11 protein-coding genes and 1 tRNA gene are annotated in these 12,890 nt (G+C 72.6%); 5 read left to right on the plus strand and 7 right to left on the minus strand.

Features of this window, described 5'->3' with window-relative positions:
• Positions 1-172: 172 nt before the first annotated feature.
• Positions 173-694, minus strand: a complete 522-nt coding sequence (locus tag AC3EQ1_RS30790; protein ID WP_351515667.1) for a universal stress protein — start codon at positions 692-694, stop codon at positions 173-175.
• A 779-nt stretch (positions 695-1,473) separates the two neighbouring features.
• Between AC3EQ1_RS30790 and AC3EQ1_RS30795 the strand changes: the two genes are divergently transcribed.
• The 3 genes from AC3EQ1_RS30795 to AC3EQ1_RS30805 all read left to right on the plus strand — a co-directional run bounded on the left by AC3EQ1_RS30795 (position 1,474) and on the right by AC3EQ1_RS30805 (position 3,517).
• The gene (locus AC3EQ1_RS30795) at positions 1,474-2,727 is read left to right on the plus strand and encodes a helix-turn-helix domain-containing protein (protein WP_432097599.1); all 1,254 of its coding nucleotides are present in this window, start codon (positions 1,474-1,476) and stop codon (positions 2,725-2,727) included.
• A gap of 5 nt (positions 2,728-2,732) precedes the next feature.
• Positions 2,733-3,347, plus strand: a complete 615-nt coding sequence (gene orn / locus AC3EQ1_RS30800; RefSeq protein ID WP_432097600.1) for an oligoribonuclease — start codon at positions 2,733-2,735, stop codon at positions 3,345-3,347.
• Positions 3,348-3,444: 97 nt separating this feature from the next.
• Positions 3,445-3,517, plus strand: a tRNA-His gene (locus AC3EQ1_RS30805).
• A 342-nt stretch (positions 3,518-3,859) separates the two neighbouring features.
• Here AC3EQ1_RS30805 and AC3EQ1_RS30810 read toward each other — a convergent pair.
• The 4 genes from AC3EQ1_RS30810 to AC3EQ1_RS30825 form a co-directional block, all read right to left on the minus strand.
• On the minus strand, positions 3,860-5,077 hold the full coding sequence (locus AC3EQ1_RS30810; protein WP_432097601.1) for an IS110 family RNA-guided transposase: 1,218 nt from the start codon (positions 5,075-5,077) through the stop codon (positions 3,860-3,862).
• A gap of 369 nt (positions 5,078-5,446) precedes the next feature.
• The gene (locus tag AC3EQ1_RS30815) at positions 5,447-6,946 is read right to left on the minus strand and encodes a glycoside hydrolase family 18 protein (RefSeq protein WP_432097602.1); all 1,500 of its coding nucleotides are present in this window, start codon (positions 6,944-6,946) and stop codon (positions 5,447-5,449) included.
• Between the two features lie 134 nt (positions 6,947-7,080).
• Entirely contained in the window at positions 7,081-8,487 is a 1,407-nt protein-coding gene (locus tag AC3EQ1_RS30820) for a HAMP domain-containing sensor histidine kinase (RefSeq protein ID WP_432097603.1), read from the minus strand.
• Positions 8,484-9,173, minus strand: a complete 690-nt coding sequence (locus AC3EQ1_RS30825; protein ID WP_351515659.1) for a response regulator transcription factor — start codon at positions 9,171-9,173, stop codon at positions 8,484-8,486. The genes AC3EQ1_RS30820 and AC3EQ1_RS30825 overlap by 4 nt, the downstream gene beginning before the upstream one ends.
• 74 nt (positions 9,174-9,247) lie before the next feature.
• Between AC3EQ1_RS30825 and AC3EQ1_RS30830 the strand changes: the two genes are divergently transcribed.
• Positions 9,248-9,778 carry a hypothetical protein gene (locus AC3EQ1_RS30830; RefSeq protein WP_432097604.1) on the plus strand — a complete coding sequence of 177 codons (531 nt, stop codon included), beginning with the start codon at positions 9,248-9,250 and terminating at the stop codon, positions 9,776-9,778.
• A 39-nt stretch (positions 9,779-9,817) separates the two neighbouring features.
• Here AC3EQ1_RS30830 and AC3EQ1_RS30835 read toward each other — a convergent pair whose 3' ends face one another.
• Both AC3EQ1_RS30835 and AC3EQ1_RS30840 read right to left on the minus strand, forming a co-directional pair.
• Positions 9,818-10,672, minus strand: coding sequence for a spermidine synthase (locus AC3EQ1_RS30835; protein ID WP_432097605.1), 855 nt, complete (start codon positions 10,670-10,672; stop codon positions 9,818-9,820).
• A gap of 21 nt (positions 10,673-10,693) precedes the next feature.
• Positions 10,694-11,059, minus strand: a complete 366-nt coding sequence (locus tag AC3EQ1_RS30840) for a hypothetical protein (RefSeq protein ID WP_432097606.1) — start codon at positions 11,057-11,059, stop codon at positions 10,694-10,696.
• A gap of 256 nt (positions 11,060-11,315) precedes the next feature.
• On the opposite strand from AC3EQ1_RS30840, the gene AC3EQ1_RS30845 reads away from it, so the two are divergent.
• Positions 11,316-12,638: an NsdA family TPR-like regulatory protein gene (locus tag AC3EQ1_RS30845; RefSeq protein WP_432097607.1), complete on the plus strand. Its 1,323-nt coding sequence runs from the start codon at positions 11,316-11,318 to the stop codon at positions 12,636-12,638.
• The last annotated feature ends 252 nt before the right edge of the window (positions 12,639-12,890 follow it).

Raw genomic sequence — 12,890 nt, forward strand, 5'->3', positions numbered from 1 at the left:
ATACACGGCAGCTTCCCGGAACCCCCACCCCTGCGGCCCCGCCCCCTCCCGCCGGTGGCCACGTCCTGGGAACGCGGCGCCGATCAGGAGCCGGCCAGGTGCTGGTGGGAGCCGGGAGATCGTCGCAGGCGCCGGGTCACCGAGGCGGGCGGGATCACCCCTGACGGAATGCCTACGGGATCACCACGACCGGGCGCTGGGCGCGGCGGGCCAGGCGGCCGGCCACCGAGCCGAAGAGTCTGCCGACCAGTCCGTGGGTGGACCCGACCACGATGGCGTCGGCGGAGTACTCCCGTCCGACTTCCTCCAGTTCGTGGCAGATGTCCCCGCCCCGTTCGACCAGGATCCAGGGGACTTCGCACAGATAGTCCGCACAGGCCAGCTCGAGGCCGAGCACCTCGGTGCGGTGGTCCGGGACATCGACGAAGACCGGGGGCTCGCAGCCCGCCCAGACCGTCGTCGGCAGCCGGTTGGCCACATGGACGATGATCAGTCCTGACCTCGACCGCCGTGCCATGCCGATGGCGTAGGCGAGGGCCCGTTCACTGGAGGTCGAGCCGTCGAAGCCGACAACGACTCCGTGCTGGAACGCCGGATCGCAGGAGTGGCGTGTCTGTTCCGCCGCTTCGAGGTTCGCTGTGGGATCTGCGACCTGCTTGCGGTCCGCGGGTTCGGGGATTTCGTGACCGGCCATCGGTGTCTCGGCGAAGGGAGTCCTGAGGAGGGAACGACGGTTGACGAGCGGGGTCGAAGCTGGTGGATAGTCCGGGAATCATCTTCCCAAGCCCTTACCCACCAGGGTACGGCGACACTCCCCGCCTGCCCAGGGCATGCCCCATCACGCGGGACGGGCCGCTGCGGCAGCCGCTGATGCGGCTTCCGGGAGCATGCCGGAGCCGGGCCCGGAGCGCAATGCCCTCCGGGCATTCGTGACACAGCGGACGCCGGCTCCGTCGGTCCCCGAGGGGCGCACCGGGGCCCGACCGGGGGCGCGACGGGCCGCGGACCGCGCCTGCCGGCGGGGCGGCGGGGCACCGGGGTGACGTACGGGACACCGAGAGCGCGGGGGCGGACGCGCGGCGCGGGAGCGTACGCCGGGAGACCTTTCGCGGCGCTGTTGGACACCAAGCCTTTTCGGCCAACTTCCGCCAGCTATCATGAGCTTGCTCAGCGTTGCCGCCAACACCCGTCCGACCAGCGGGGAAAGGGGCGCAGGGGGTGCATGCACCCTACGAGAGTTGGGCAGGGGCGAGAGGCGTACTTCCCACCGGCGCTGCCGAGTGCAACGCTTCGTGATCGAATGCTTCACGCCAAGTTGTCATGTCGACATAGCGGTGGGTGGTGAACTTGTCACGCCGACCTCATACGACACAGTAGATTCGATCTTGGCCATTCACGGCGGGGGACTTGTGCAGGACCGAGGGGAAACGTGCAGGACCGAGAGGACGCGACCACCGAGGGGGGCTTAGAGCCATGAGCCAGGACTCCACGACTGCACCGGAGGCCGCGCGGAAGCTGTCCGGGCGCCGCCGCCGGGAGATCGTCGCAGTGCTGCTCTTCAGCGGGGGCCCCATCTTCGAGAGCTCCATCCCGCTTTCCGTGTTCGGCATCGACCGGCAGGACGCGGGGGTCCCGCGGTACCGGCTGCTGGTGTGTGCCGGAGAGGATGCCCCGCTGCGGACCACAGGGGGGCTCGAACTGACCGCGCCGTACGGTCTGGAGGCGCTGTCGCGAGCCGGCACCGTCGTCGTACCGGCATGGCGGTCGATCACATCACCACCACCGGCCGACGCCCTCGAGGCGCTGCGCCGGGCCCATGAAGAGGGCGCGCGGATCGTCGGGCTGTGCACGGGGGCATTCGTGCTGGCCGCGGCGGGGCTGCTGGACGGCCGGCCCGCCACGACGCACTGGATGTACGCGCCGACGCTCGCCAAGCGGTACCCGTCCGTCCATGTCGATCCACGCGAGCTCTTCGTGGACGACAACGATGTTCTGACCTCGGCCGGGACCGCGGCGGGCATCGATCTCTGCCTCCACATCGTGCGCACCGACCACGGGGCGGAGGCGGCGGGCGCACTGGCCCGGCGGCTCGTCGTGCCGGCGCGCCGCAGCGGGGGGCAGGAGCGCTACCTCGACAGGTCTTTACCGGAGGAGATCGGCGCGGACCCGCTCGCCGAGGTCGTCGCGTGGGCGCTCGAGCATCTGCACGAGCAGTTCGACGTGGAGACCCTGGCGGCCCGTGCCTATATGAGCCGGCGCACCTTCGACCGGCGGTTCCGTTCGCTCACCGGCAGTGCTCCCTTGCAGTGGCTGATCACTCAGCGGGTGCTCCAGGCCCAGCGGCTGCTGGAGACGTCCGACTACTCGGTGGACGAGGTCGCCGGGCGCTGCGGCTTCCGGTCGCCGGTCGCGCTGCGCGGCCACTTCCGGCGGCAGCTGGGGTCCTCCCCGGCGGCCTACCGGGCGGCGTACCGGGCGCGCAGGCCGCAGAACGGCAGCGCGGAGCGGAGCGACCACCGGCTGGAGATCGCCGAACAGCGGCAGGTCGAGCCGGTCGGCGCCGCGCTGGGGATGCGCAGGCCGGGGGGCGGAGGCTTTGCGCCCACGGGGCTCGAACCGGGCAAACCGGACTCCGATCTCTATCTGCCGCGCCTGCCCGAACAGGGCGGCAGCCGGAATCCGGGACGTCCGGCAGTGCCCGGTCAGCGTGACCGCCCCGTAGGGTGAGACATATGAACGATCGCATGGTGTGGATCGACTGCGAGATGACCGGCCTCTCGCTGTCGAACGACGCGCTCATCGAGGTGGCCGCCCTGGTCACCGACTCGGAGCTGAACGTCCTCGGCGACGGTGTGGACATCGTGATCCGCCCGCCCGCCGAGGCGCTCACCACCATGCCCGAGGTGGTACGCGAGATGCACACCGCCTCCGGGCTGCTCGCCGAGCTGGACGGCGGCACGACCATGGCGGACGCCGAGGAGCAGGTGCTGGCGTACATCCGTGAGCACGTGCCGGAGCGCGGCAAGGCCCCCCTGTGCGGGAACTCCGTCGGCACGGACCGCGGCTTCCTGCTGCGCGACATGCCGACGCTGGAGAACCACCTGCACTACCGGATCGTGGACGTGTCCTCGATCAAGGAGCTGGCCCGCCGCTGGTACCCGCGGGCCTACTTCAACAGCCCCGAGAAGAACGGCAACCACCGCGCTCTCGCGGACATCCGGGAGAGCATCGCCGAGCTGCGCTACTACCGGGAGGCGGTCTTCGTGCCGCACCCCGGCCCGGACTCGGAGACGGCGAAGACCATCGCGGCGAAGCACGTGCTTCCCGCGGAAGTCCGGGCGGAGTGACACCTCGCTCCCGGTCGGCCCAAACCCGGGAGCGAGCACCCCTCCGGACCCTGTACACTTTTTCTCGGCCGGTGCGGAACGGAAAGCGCCGGTCGTGGTGGGTATAGCTCAGCTGGTAGAGCACCTGGTTGTGGTCCAGGATGTCGCGGGTTCAAGTCCCGTTACTCACCCTGAAGCAGTCGAGGCCCCGGTCCCCAGGACCGGGGCCTCGCGGCGTATCGGGAGGATTCCCGGACCGCGGGGGCGGTGGGGAGCGGCAGGCGGCGGCTCGGGGCCCGCTCAGTGATCTCTTCCAGCACAGCAGGACCGGACCGTATTTTCTTTCCGGGCCCCCGCTCCGCGATACCTGAGGGCGCCCCGGGCGCCGGAGCAGGGCGCCGGAGCGCCCGGGATCATGGCGGAGCGCCGCGGGCCGCCGGCGGAACCGGCCCGGCCCCGCCCACCGGGGGGTGCCTCTATGTCTTTCGTCAAGGCACTGCTGTTGGGTTTGGGGTGATTCGGGCTTGCTGGGGTCATGCGGCGAGTTCGACGTCCGCGGGCGTGCGGGATTCGTAGAAGGTGCCGTCCCGGAGCATGGCGAACAGGACGCTGATGCGTTGGCGGGCGAGGCGGAGGAGGGCCTGGGTGTGGGTTTTGCCGCGGGCGCGTTGCTTGTCGTAGTAGGTGCGGGAGGCCGGATCGGCGTTCATGCAGGCGAAGGCGGAGAGGAACATGGCGCGCTTGAGCTGCCGGTTTCCGCCTCGGGGTGCGTGTTCGCCGTGGATGGAGGTGCCCGACGACCTCGTGGTTGGGGCGAGGCCGGCGTAGGAGGCGAGGTGGGCGGCGGTGGGGAAGCTGGTGCCGTCGCCGACGGTGACCAGGAGGACGGCGGCGGTCCTGACGCCGATGCCGGGCATCGAGGTCAGGACCGGGGAAAGAGGGTGGGCCTCCAGCAGGGCGTTGATCTGGGCTTCCATGGCCCGACGCTGAGTGTGGACGGCGGCCAGGGAGGCGGCCAGGGTGGGGATCACGATGTCGAGGGTGCCGGTGCCCGGGACGATGACGGTCTGCTCGTCCAGGGCGGTGAAGACGTCGTCGATGAGCCGGGCGGCCATGCGCGGGGCCTTGGGGCGGATCGCCTCCACCAGTCGGCGGCGTCCGGCCTTGCGCAGGGCTGCGGGAGAGCCGTAACGCTCCAGAAGCCAGGTGACGGCCTGGTGGTCGAGCCGTGGGCCCAGGACGCGCTCCAGGCTGGGGTGGAACTGGGTCAGCAGGCCGCGTATCCGGTTCGATGTGCGTGTGGCCTCGGCCGCGAGGTCCTGGTCGAAGCCGACGAGCACGGTCAGCTCGGCGGTGATCTCGTCGGTGAGTTCCAGCGAGCGCAGGGTGTGCGGCATGGTGCGGGCCGCGTCCGCGATCACCGCCGCGTCCTTGGCGTCCGTCTTGGCCTCGCCCGGATACAGATCCGCGATCCGGCGCATGGCCAGCCCGGGCAGGTAGGCGACCTGGCAGCCCGCCTCCCGGGCGACGGTCAGCGGCAGGGCGCCGATGGAGGCGGGCTGGTCCACGATCACGAGGACGGTGCCGAACTTGGCGGTCAGCTTGTCGAAGACGGCTCGCAGTTTCGGTTCGCTGTTGGGCAGCTGCTTGTCGAAGACCTTCTTCCCGGCCGGGGTGAGTCCGTGGCCGTGATGAGCGGTTTTGCCGACGTCCAGGCCGAGGAACACGCCCACGTCTTCGGTGTCGAACATCGCGCCCTTCCAGGGGAGTCGAACGTGCCGGCCTCGGCAGCGGTGTCGTACGCGCGCATCCACGTTATGCAGACCTGCCGCCCGGATGCGGCCGGGCATTGCGCCCGGCCGGGCGGTGGCCGGACCTCTCATCAGCGTCTCCGACGGCACCTCCCGGGCCCGGTGACACCACCCCCCAGGTCATCCGTTCGACAGGGGGACAAAGTCATGCCGGACCCGGAGGCCAGCGGCCCTCTTGCAGGACCACGAAGAACATAACGGGGACCGCCCGTCCTCCGCCAAGACAGAGGAGCACCCAGCCCCAGGCCGGAAAAGAAGCGCGGCCCGGCCGGAGGGAGGTTCCGGTCGGGGCGCACAGGGGGGCCGGGGTCAGCCGCGGTACCTGTTCAGGGCCCGGGTGAAGGCGAACTCGTCCTGGGTGAGGGAACTGCAGGTCGCGTCCGCGGTGTTCTTCGGGCCGCCGGGGCACGGCTTGTCGCGGGTCGAGGACCACATCGACAGCCCGCCGAGCTTCCGGTCCTCGGCGAACCGCACCAACTGGGCGGCGTCCTCCTCGGTGAAGACCTCGCCGGGGACGTCGTTCACGCCGATCATGGGCGTGACGGCGACGGTCCGCCATGCCTTCGCCTCCGACCGGCCGAGCACGCTCCGGAGCTGGGCCTGGGTGGCGGTGGCCGCGTCGATCGCGTACTGGCCCATGTCGCCGGTGAACGCCGGTCCGTAGTCCATGGCCATGATGTTGACGGTGGAGACCGCGACGCCGTTGCGCCGGGCGTCGGCCACCAGATCGACCCCGTCCTGGGTGAGGCCGGACGGCAGCACGGGCAGGGTGAACGACACGTCCAGGCCGGGGTGCTCCCGCTGGAGCTCGGCGATGGCCCGGGCGCGGCGGGTGCTGGCCGCCCGGTCCGGCAGGGCGCCGCCCTCGATGTCGAAGTCGACCTTGGTCAGGCCGAAGGCGTCGACGACCTTGCCGTAGGCCGCGGCGAGCTCGGCGGGCGAGGAGCAGGCGACGCCGAGCTCGGTGCCGGTGGCGCCGCCGAACGACACCCGGACGTCGCCGCCCGCCGCGCGGAGGTCACCGATCTGCGCGGCGACCGGGTTGCCGGTCAGATCGGTCACGCCGCCCCACTTCGGGGTGCAGCCGCCGCCGGAGGTGACGAAGGCCAGCGTGTGCTCCTTCACCCCGGTCTTCCGCACGGTGCCGAGCAGGTCGTGGGCGGGGAAGAGCGAGGTGTCGGCGTACGGGGCGAAGGCCGCGGCCGACGGGGTGCCGGAGCCGGGCCGGGAGGTCCGGGACGGCGACGGGGCAGGGGTGGCGGTGCGGGTGGGACCGGCGCTCCGCGAGGGCTCGGCGGCCGGCTTGCGGGACGGCCTGGGGGCCGGCGCCGGCCGCTCGGTCCGGGTGGGCCGTCCACTCGGCCCGGCGGGTGTGCCGTCGGCGACCGAGCAGGTCACCTCGTTGATCCGGCAGCCCCTGGGGTCGGCGGCCCGGGCGCCGGAGGCGACGAAGCCGACCGTCACCGACCGGCCGGGGGCGATCGTCCGGTTCCAGCCGGCGGGCCGGACCGTGATGTGCCGGCCGTCGGTGCGGGGCGTGCCGTTCCACAGCGAGCCGAGCTTCGTCCCGGCCGGCAGGTCGAACTCCAGGGTCCAGTCGCGGAGCGCGGTGTCCGCGTCGTTGGTGATGACGTACTGGGCGGTGTAGCCGGCGTCCCAGCCGCTCGTCCTGCTGTAGGCCGCGCCGACCGTGGTGGCCTGCGCCGTCCCGGCCAGCGCCAGCGCGCCGCCGGCCACGGCTCCCGCGGCCACCGCCGCCACGCCCACCTTGGTGCCACGGCTCGGCCCGCGACGGTGCGTCCTGCTCATGGAGTTCCTGCCTCTACTGCGGGGGTGAAGGTGGGAACACGCTAGCGATCAGCGCCGGCGGAATCGGCGGGTCCGGCCCGGTTCCGGCACTTCTTATGCCGCCGTTAAGGGCGGGATGCGCACCGATCAACCGTTCAAGCGGAAGGGGCTCCGGAACCGCCGCGGCGCGCCGCCGGACACCGGCGGCGGCGCCCGAGCCGGTGGCCGCGCCGGGCCGCCGCGGACCGCGGTCCGCCGAGCGCCAGCCAGATCCGGATCTCCGTTCCGCCGAGCACCGAGCGCCCGATCCGTACGTCGCCGCCCGTCGACTCGGCGAGCCGCCGCACGATGTCCAGACCGAGCCCGGTCGATCCGGGCCTGCCGTCGCCCTGGCCCCGCCGCAGTGCCGCGTCCGGGTCCTCGATGCCGGGGCCCGCGTCCGAGACCAGCACGATCACCGCGTCGTCCGCGGTGTGCACATCGACGGCGAAGGCCGTGCCCTCGGGGGTGTGCCGGAAGACGTTGCCCAGCATCGCGTCGAGCGCGGCGGCGAGTTCGGTGCGGGCGACCGGGATCCGTACGGGCTGCTCGACCCCCGCCACCCGGACCGTGCGGTCCTCGTCCTCGGCCAGCGCGGACCAGAACTCCATCCGCTCGCGGATCACCTCGGCGGCGTCGCAGCCGGCCAGCGGCGACTGGGTCTGCGGCTTCTGCTCCCGCGCGGTGCGGATGATCCGGTCGACCTCGCCCTCCAGCTGGGCGACGGCCGACCGGGTCTGGTCGGCGGCCGGGCCGTCACCGAGGGAGGCGGCGTTGAGCCGGAGCACGGTCAGCGGGGTGCGCAGCCGGTGGGAGAGGTCGGCGGCCAGCTCCCGCTCGTTGGCGAGCAGTTGGACGACCTGGTCGGCCATCGAGTTGAAGGCCGCCGCGGCCGCCCGCAGTTCGGCGGGGCCCTGCTCGGGGACGCGGGCACCGAGCTTCCCGTCGCCGAGGTCCTGGGCCGCGGCGGCCAGGTCCTCGGTGGGGCGGACCATCCGGGTGCCGAGCCGGTCGGCGATGGCGACCGACCCGACGACGAGCGCCAGCCCGACGGCGGCGAGCACCGCCCACGCGGTGGTGACGCCGTTGGTGACCTCGCTGTCCGGGACGAACACCTCGACGACGGCCACCTTGCCGGTGGCGACGGCCGTCGGCTGGAGCAGGGCGAAGCCGCCGGGCACGGCGGCGATGGAGGCCCGGCCGAGCCGGGTCGCGGTGGCCAGCTCGGCGTCGGAGGCCCGCTGCCGGCCGATGTCGACCGCGCCACCGGCCCGCCGGGCGGCGGGTACGTGCACGGCCATCCGGTCCCGGGAGCCGGCCGTGGTGCTGGCGACGGCGCGCATCAGCTGCGGGCGGTCGGTGGTGATGGCCAGTGCGGGGCCGATGGTGGCGGCCTGCCGCTCGGCGTTGGTGAACGCCCGGTCCCGGGCCATCTCCTTGACGACGAGCCCCAGCGGTATCGCGAAGGCGACGACGACCATGGCGGTGACGGCGAGACACACCTTGACCAGGGCCCATCTCATGCGGGCGGCTCCAGCTTGACCCCGACACCCCGCAGGGTGTGCAGATAGCGCGGCCGGGCCGCCGTCTCGCCCAGCTTCCGCCGCAGCCAGGACAGGTGGACGTCGATGGTCTGGTCGTCGCCGTAGGACTGCTGCCACACCTCGGCGAGCAGTTCCCGGCGGGGCACGACGACGCCGGGCCGCCCGGCGAGAAAGGTCAGCAGGTCGAATTCGCGGCGCGTCAGATCCAGTGCGCTGCCGTCCAGTTCGGCCTGCCGGCGCATCGGGTCGATGGTCAGCCCGCCGACCCGGATCACCGCGGGCGGTGTGCCGGCCTCCGCCGTGGTGCGCGACCGCCGCAGCACCGCGGCCATCCGGGCGGACAGGTGCTCCACCGAGAACGGCTTGACCAGGTAGTCGTCGGCACCCGCGTGCAGCAGCCGGACGATCTCGGCCTCGTCGTCGCGCGCCGTGGCGATGATCACCGGAACGTCGGTGATCCCGCGCAGCATCTTCAGCGCCTCCGAACCGTCCAGATCCGGCAGACCCAGGTCGAGAATGACCACATCGAATCCGAAGTGGGCGACTTCACGCAACGCCTCCAGGGCGGTGCCGACGCTCCGAACGGTGTGGGAGGCCTCGGTCAGGTGCCGGATGAGGGCGGAGCGTACGAACTGGTCGTCCTCGACCACGAGCACACGTGCCATGAGCGGCACCGTACGCCATGGAGATGTTGATCGTTGTACCCAGTTCATCGCACCGCGGGCACGCGTGGGGCAGTATGAGCCAGATGCAACGAGGACTCATGCACGGTGTGGCGTGGACGCTGGCCACCGGCGCCGCCGTCACGCTGTCCTGGTGGGGCGTCCGCACCGTCCTGGCCGGCACCGCCTACGACCCGCCCCGCGCCCTGCCCATCCAGGGCGAGGCGGCGGCCCGCGGCGGGGACCCCGCGGCGAAGCCGCAGTCCTCCTCCACCCACCGGCCGAAGCCCTCGCCCACCGCGACCCGGACGTCCCGCAAGCCGCCCGAGAAGCCGACGCCCCCGGCATACCGCGCACCGCGGAGCGCCCCGGCCCCGGCCGGGAACGTCAAGAGCTACAACGTGGCGGGCGGCCGGGTGGTGTTCGACCTCGGCCCCTCCTCGGCGAGCCTGGTCTCCGCCACCCCGGACGCGGGCTGGCAGATGCAGGTATGGAAGCAGTCCGAGTGGATCCGGGTGAACTTCACCAAGGGCGCGGACACGACTTCCGTGTTCTGCACCTGGAACGGCCACCCGCCGGCGGTTCAGATCGACCGCCCGGGCGCCTAGAGACCCTCGTCCGGCCGGAATCCAGCGCCGCGTCAGACCCTAGAACACATCCTCCGGCGGCAGCGGTGACGGGCGTGCCCCGGCGTCGGTCACCGGGCGGGCGCCGCCGGTGAAGTCCAGGAGCGCCTGACCGTGCTGGAGCCGGCCGGGGTGCGGGTCTCCGGCGGCCCGGCGGGTGAGCTCGGCGACCGGCAACTCCCGGTCGGAGGCGAGCAGTACGGCATTGCCGAAGCGGCGCCCGCGCAGCACGGCCGGGTCGGCGACCAGACACACCTCGGGGAAGACCGAGCGCACCGTGGCGACCTGTGAGCGCAGGTGGGCGAGGGGCGGTCCGTCGGCGAGGTTGGCGGCGTAGAACCCGCCCGGTGCCAGGGCCCGGCGCACCTCTGCGGCGAACTCGGTGCTCGTCAGATGGGCGGGGGTGCGACGGCCGCCGAAGACGTCCGCGACGATCAGGTCGGCCCAGCCGTCGGGGATCTTCCGCAGCCCCTCCCGGGCGTCACCGGAGCGGACGCGGATGCGCCAGCCGCTCTCCAGCGGGAGCTCGCGGCGGACGAGCTGGACGAGCCGGGCGTCGAGCTCCACGATCTGCTGGGTGGACCGGGGGCGGGTCGCCGCGATGTAGCGGCCGAGGGTGAAGGCACCACCGCCCAGGTGCACCGCGTGGACGGGCTTGCCGGGCGGCGCGACGAGATCGGCGACATGGCCGAACCGCCGCTGGTACTCGAAATCCAGAAAAGTGGGGTCGTCGAGGTCCACATGGGACTGGGGCGCGCCGTTGACCACCAGGGTGCGCCCGCGCGGCCGGTCCCGGTCGGGAACGAGTTCGGCGACACCGCCGTCCACCTGCTCGGTGACCGGTTCGGCAGCACCGCCACGCCGCTTTCTCGCCATACCCCCAGTATCGCCGGGGGCTCAGCGGCAGCGGTCGGCGGCCTCGATCATGCGGGCGGCCTCGCCCAGCGCGGCCCGGAGCACGTCCGGGTCGGTGACATCCTCCTCACCGCCCGGCGGCACCAGCCAGCCGGATCCGGTGACCGGCTCGCCGACCAGCGAGAGCCCGCGCCCCAGCGTCCTGGTGCACGCGCTGCCCGGCAGGTCCCAGCCGTCCGCGGTGCCGGGCGGCACCAGGAATCCCAAGGTGTCGCACGCGCCGTCGTGGAGCACGGGGCCGACACCCGGCTTCCCGAATCCGCGGCGCAGAATGTCCACCGCTTCGAGCCCCTGACGGGCGGGGACGGTGACGAGATCGGCGTCCTGGGGTGAGTCGCTGATATCCACGCAGGCCTCCAACACGAGAAACCCCTCCTCCGGAGTGAGCCGCGTCGCTCTTCTCCGCGGTGTTCAACGCCCGAGTGCGTCAACGGCTACGGCGGCACGCCGCCGCAAAGGATGGCAGTTCATGGCGGATCGTGCGTGAGATATCCGGTTTGTAGCCAAACACTGCGTATCAACTCTGTCACAACCGGTACGGTCGTGCCTCGCCGACAGTCGCCCCGACGGGGCGACAGCACCGCCAGAAGAAGAGGGCTCGGCCATGGCGTTGCCACCACCGTCCTCACAGGTTCACCCCGCGCGGCGGCCGAACACGGCCTTCCGGCAGTTGCGCGGCCCGCTGTCACCGGGCGAGTTCGCCGCGGCCGTACGCCGCGCGGCCCGCGACATCGGGGAGCAGGTCTCGTGCGACGCCCGCTACATCGGGCGCGTCGAGTCCGGGGAGATCCGGTGCCCCAACTACGCCTATGAACGGGTGTTCCGGCACATGTTCCCCGGGCGCTCGCTGGGGGACATGGGCTTCGCCCCGCGCGCCGCGGTGCGCGGCCGGAAGGCGCGCGGCGCGCCACCGCCCCCGAACGAACCAGCCACCACCTGCGAGGAGAGCGACGTGCTGCGTCGCGCATTCATGACCGGAGGCCCGGCCGCCATGGCGGCCTCGGTGGGCCTCGGCATCCCCCGTCCGCGCCGGCGCGCGGGAGAGACAGAGACAACGGCCGTCGAGGACGCCGTACGCCAGATCCGGCTGCTCGACGACCGGCACGGCGCGGACGGCCTGTACAGACGGGCCGCGCAACCGCTGCGCAACGCCTACGCCCTGCTCGACGCGGGCACCCGACATCAGTCGACCGCGGACCGATTGCACGGCGCCGCGGGCGAACTCGCCATCTCCGTCGGGTGGCTGGCGCACGACTCGGGCCGTTTCGAGGACGCCCGCTCGCACTACGCCGAGGCTCTCGCGACGTCCCGGGTGTCGGGCGATCCCGCGCTGGAGGCCCACGCCTTCTGCAACACCGCCTTCCTCGCCCGCGACGCGGGCCGCCCCCGCGAGGCCATAAGAGCGGCACAGGCCGCCCAGCGCGCCGCCGCACAACTCCCCTCCGCCCGGCTCAGCTCCCTCCTCGCCCTCCGCGAAGCAGGGGGCTGGGCGGGCCTCGGCGACCGCCGGAGCTGCGAACAGACCCTCCTGCGCGCCCAGTCCCTCTTCGCCAACGGCGCCTCGGACGCCGACCCGGAGTGGATGTCGTTCTTCGGGGAGGCCGAGCTGGAGGGGCTCGAGGCGCAGTGCTGGTCCGCGCTGGGCGAGTGGCACCGCGCGGCGGACCACGCCCGCCGCGCGGTGGCGCTCCAGGACGCCCACTTCGCCCGGAACACCGCCCTGTTCACCGCCGAACTGGCGGGAAACCTGGCCCGCAGCGGCGAACCGGAGGAAGCGGCGAGCGCCGGGCAGCGCGTCCTCGGCCTGCTGGAACAGGTCCAGTCGTCCCGTATCCGCTCGATACTGGACAGCACGGCCCGCCTCCTGCGCCCCCACTCCCGCTCGGCCCCGGTAGCGGCCTTCCTGACCCAGCACGCCCCGGCCTGACCTCAAGCGAGCGAACACCCCAGCGCGTCAACAGACGGCAGGCGACACCAACCGGAGCCGCAGCGGACGCAGCACCGCGACGGCGCTGATCCGAAATGCCGACGAGCAGGACCGGATGAACGCATACGCACGGGGCCGCAGGGCTGGGTGACCAAGGACGCGCAGTGCCGCCGGCCCAGCGGTCCGGACGAAGGAGGTAGGGCCGCCGGGCCGGGCTGGACGCAAGGGGGTGGGGGCGCAGGGGTGGGGGGT

The organism is Streptomyces sp. bgisy100 (assembly GCF_057709105.1).

Bases quoted from the DNA above. Each gene is read 5' to 3' on its own strand.
- AC3EQ1_RS30830 (WP_432097604.1), top strand. From the start codon at position 9,248: ATGAGCCAGATGCAACGAGGACTCATGCACGGTGTGGCGTGGACGCTG.
- AC3EQ1_RS30810 (WP_432097601.1), bottom strand. From the start codon at position 5,077: ATGTTCGACACCGAAGACGTGGGCGTGTTCCTCGGCCTGGACGTCGGC.
- AC3EQ1_RS30820 (WP_432097603.1), bottom strand. From the start codon at position 8,487: ATGAGATGGGCCCTGGTCAAGGTGTGTCTCGCCGTCACCGCCATGGTC.
- AC3EQ1_RS30825 (WP_351515659.1), bottom strand. From the start codon at position 9,173: ATGGCACGTGTGCTCGTGGTCGAGGACGACCAGTTCGTACGCTCCGCC.
- orn (WP_432097600.1), top strand. From the start codon at position 2,733: ATGAACGATCGCATGGTGTGGATCGACTGCGAGATGACCGGCCTCTCG.
- AC3EQ1_RS30815 (WP_432097602.1), bottom strand. From the start codon at position 6,946: ATGAGCAGGACGCACCGTCGCGGGCCGAGCCGTGGCACCAAGGTGGGC.
- AC3EQ1_RS30835 (WP_432097605.1), bottom strand. From the start codon at position 10,672: ATGGCGAGAAAGCGGCGTGGCGGTGCTGCCGAACCGGTCACCGAGCAG.
- AC3EQ1_RS30790 (WP_351515667.1), bottom strand. From the start codon at position 694: ATGGCCGGTCACGAAATCCCCGAACCCGCGGACCGCAAGCAGGTCGCA.
- AC3EQ1_RS30795 (WP_432097599.1), top strand. From the start codon at position 1,474: ATGAGCCAGGACTCCACGACTGCACCGGAGGCCGCGCGGAAGCTGTCC.
- AC3EQ1_RS30845 (WP_432097607.1), top strand. From the start codon at position 11,316: ATGGCGTTGCCACCACCGTCCTCACAGGTTCACCCCGCGCGGCGGCCG.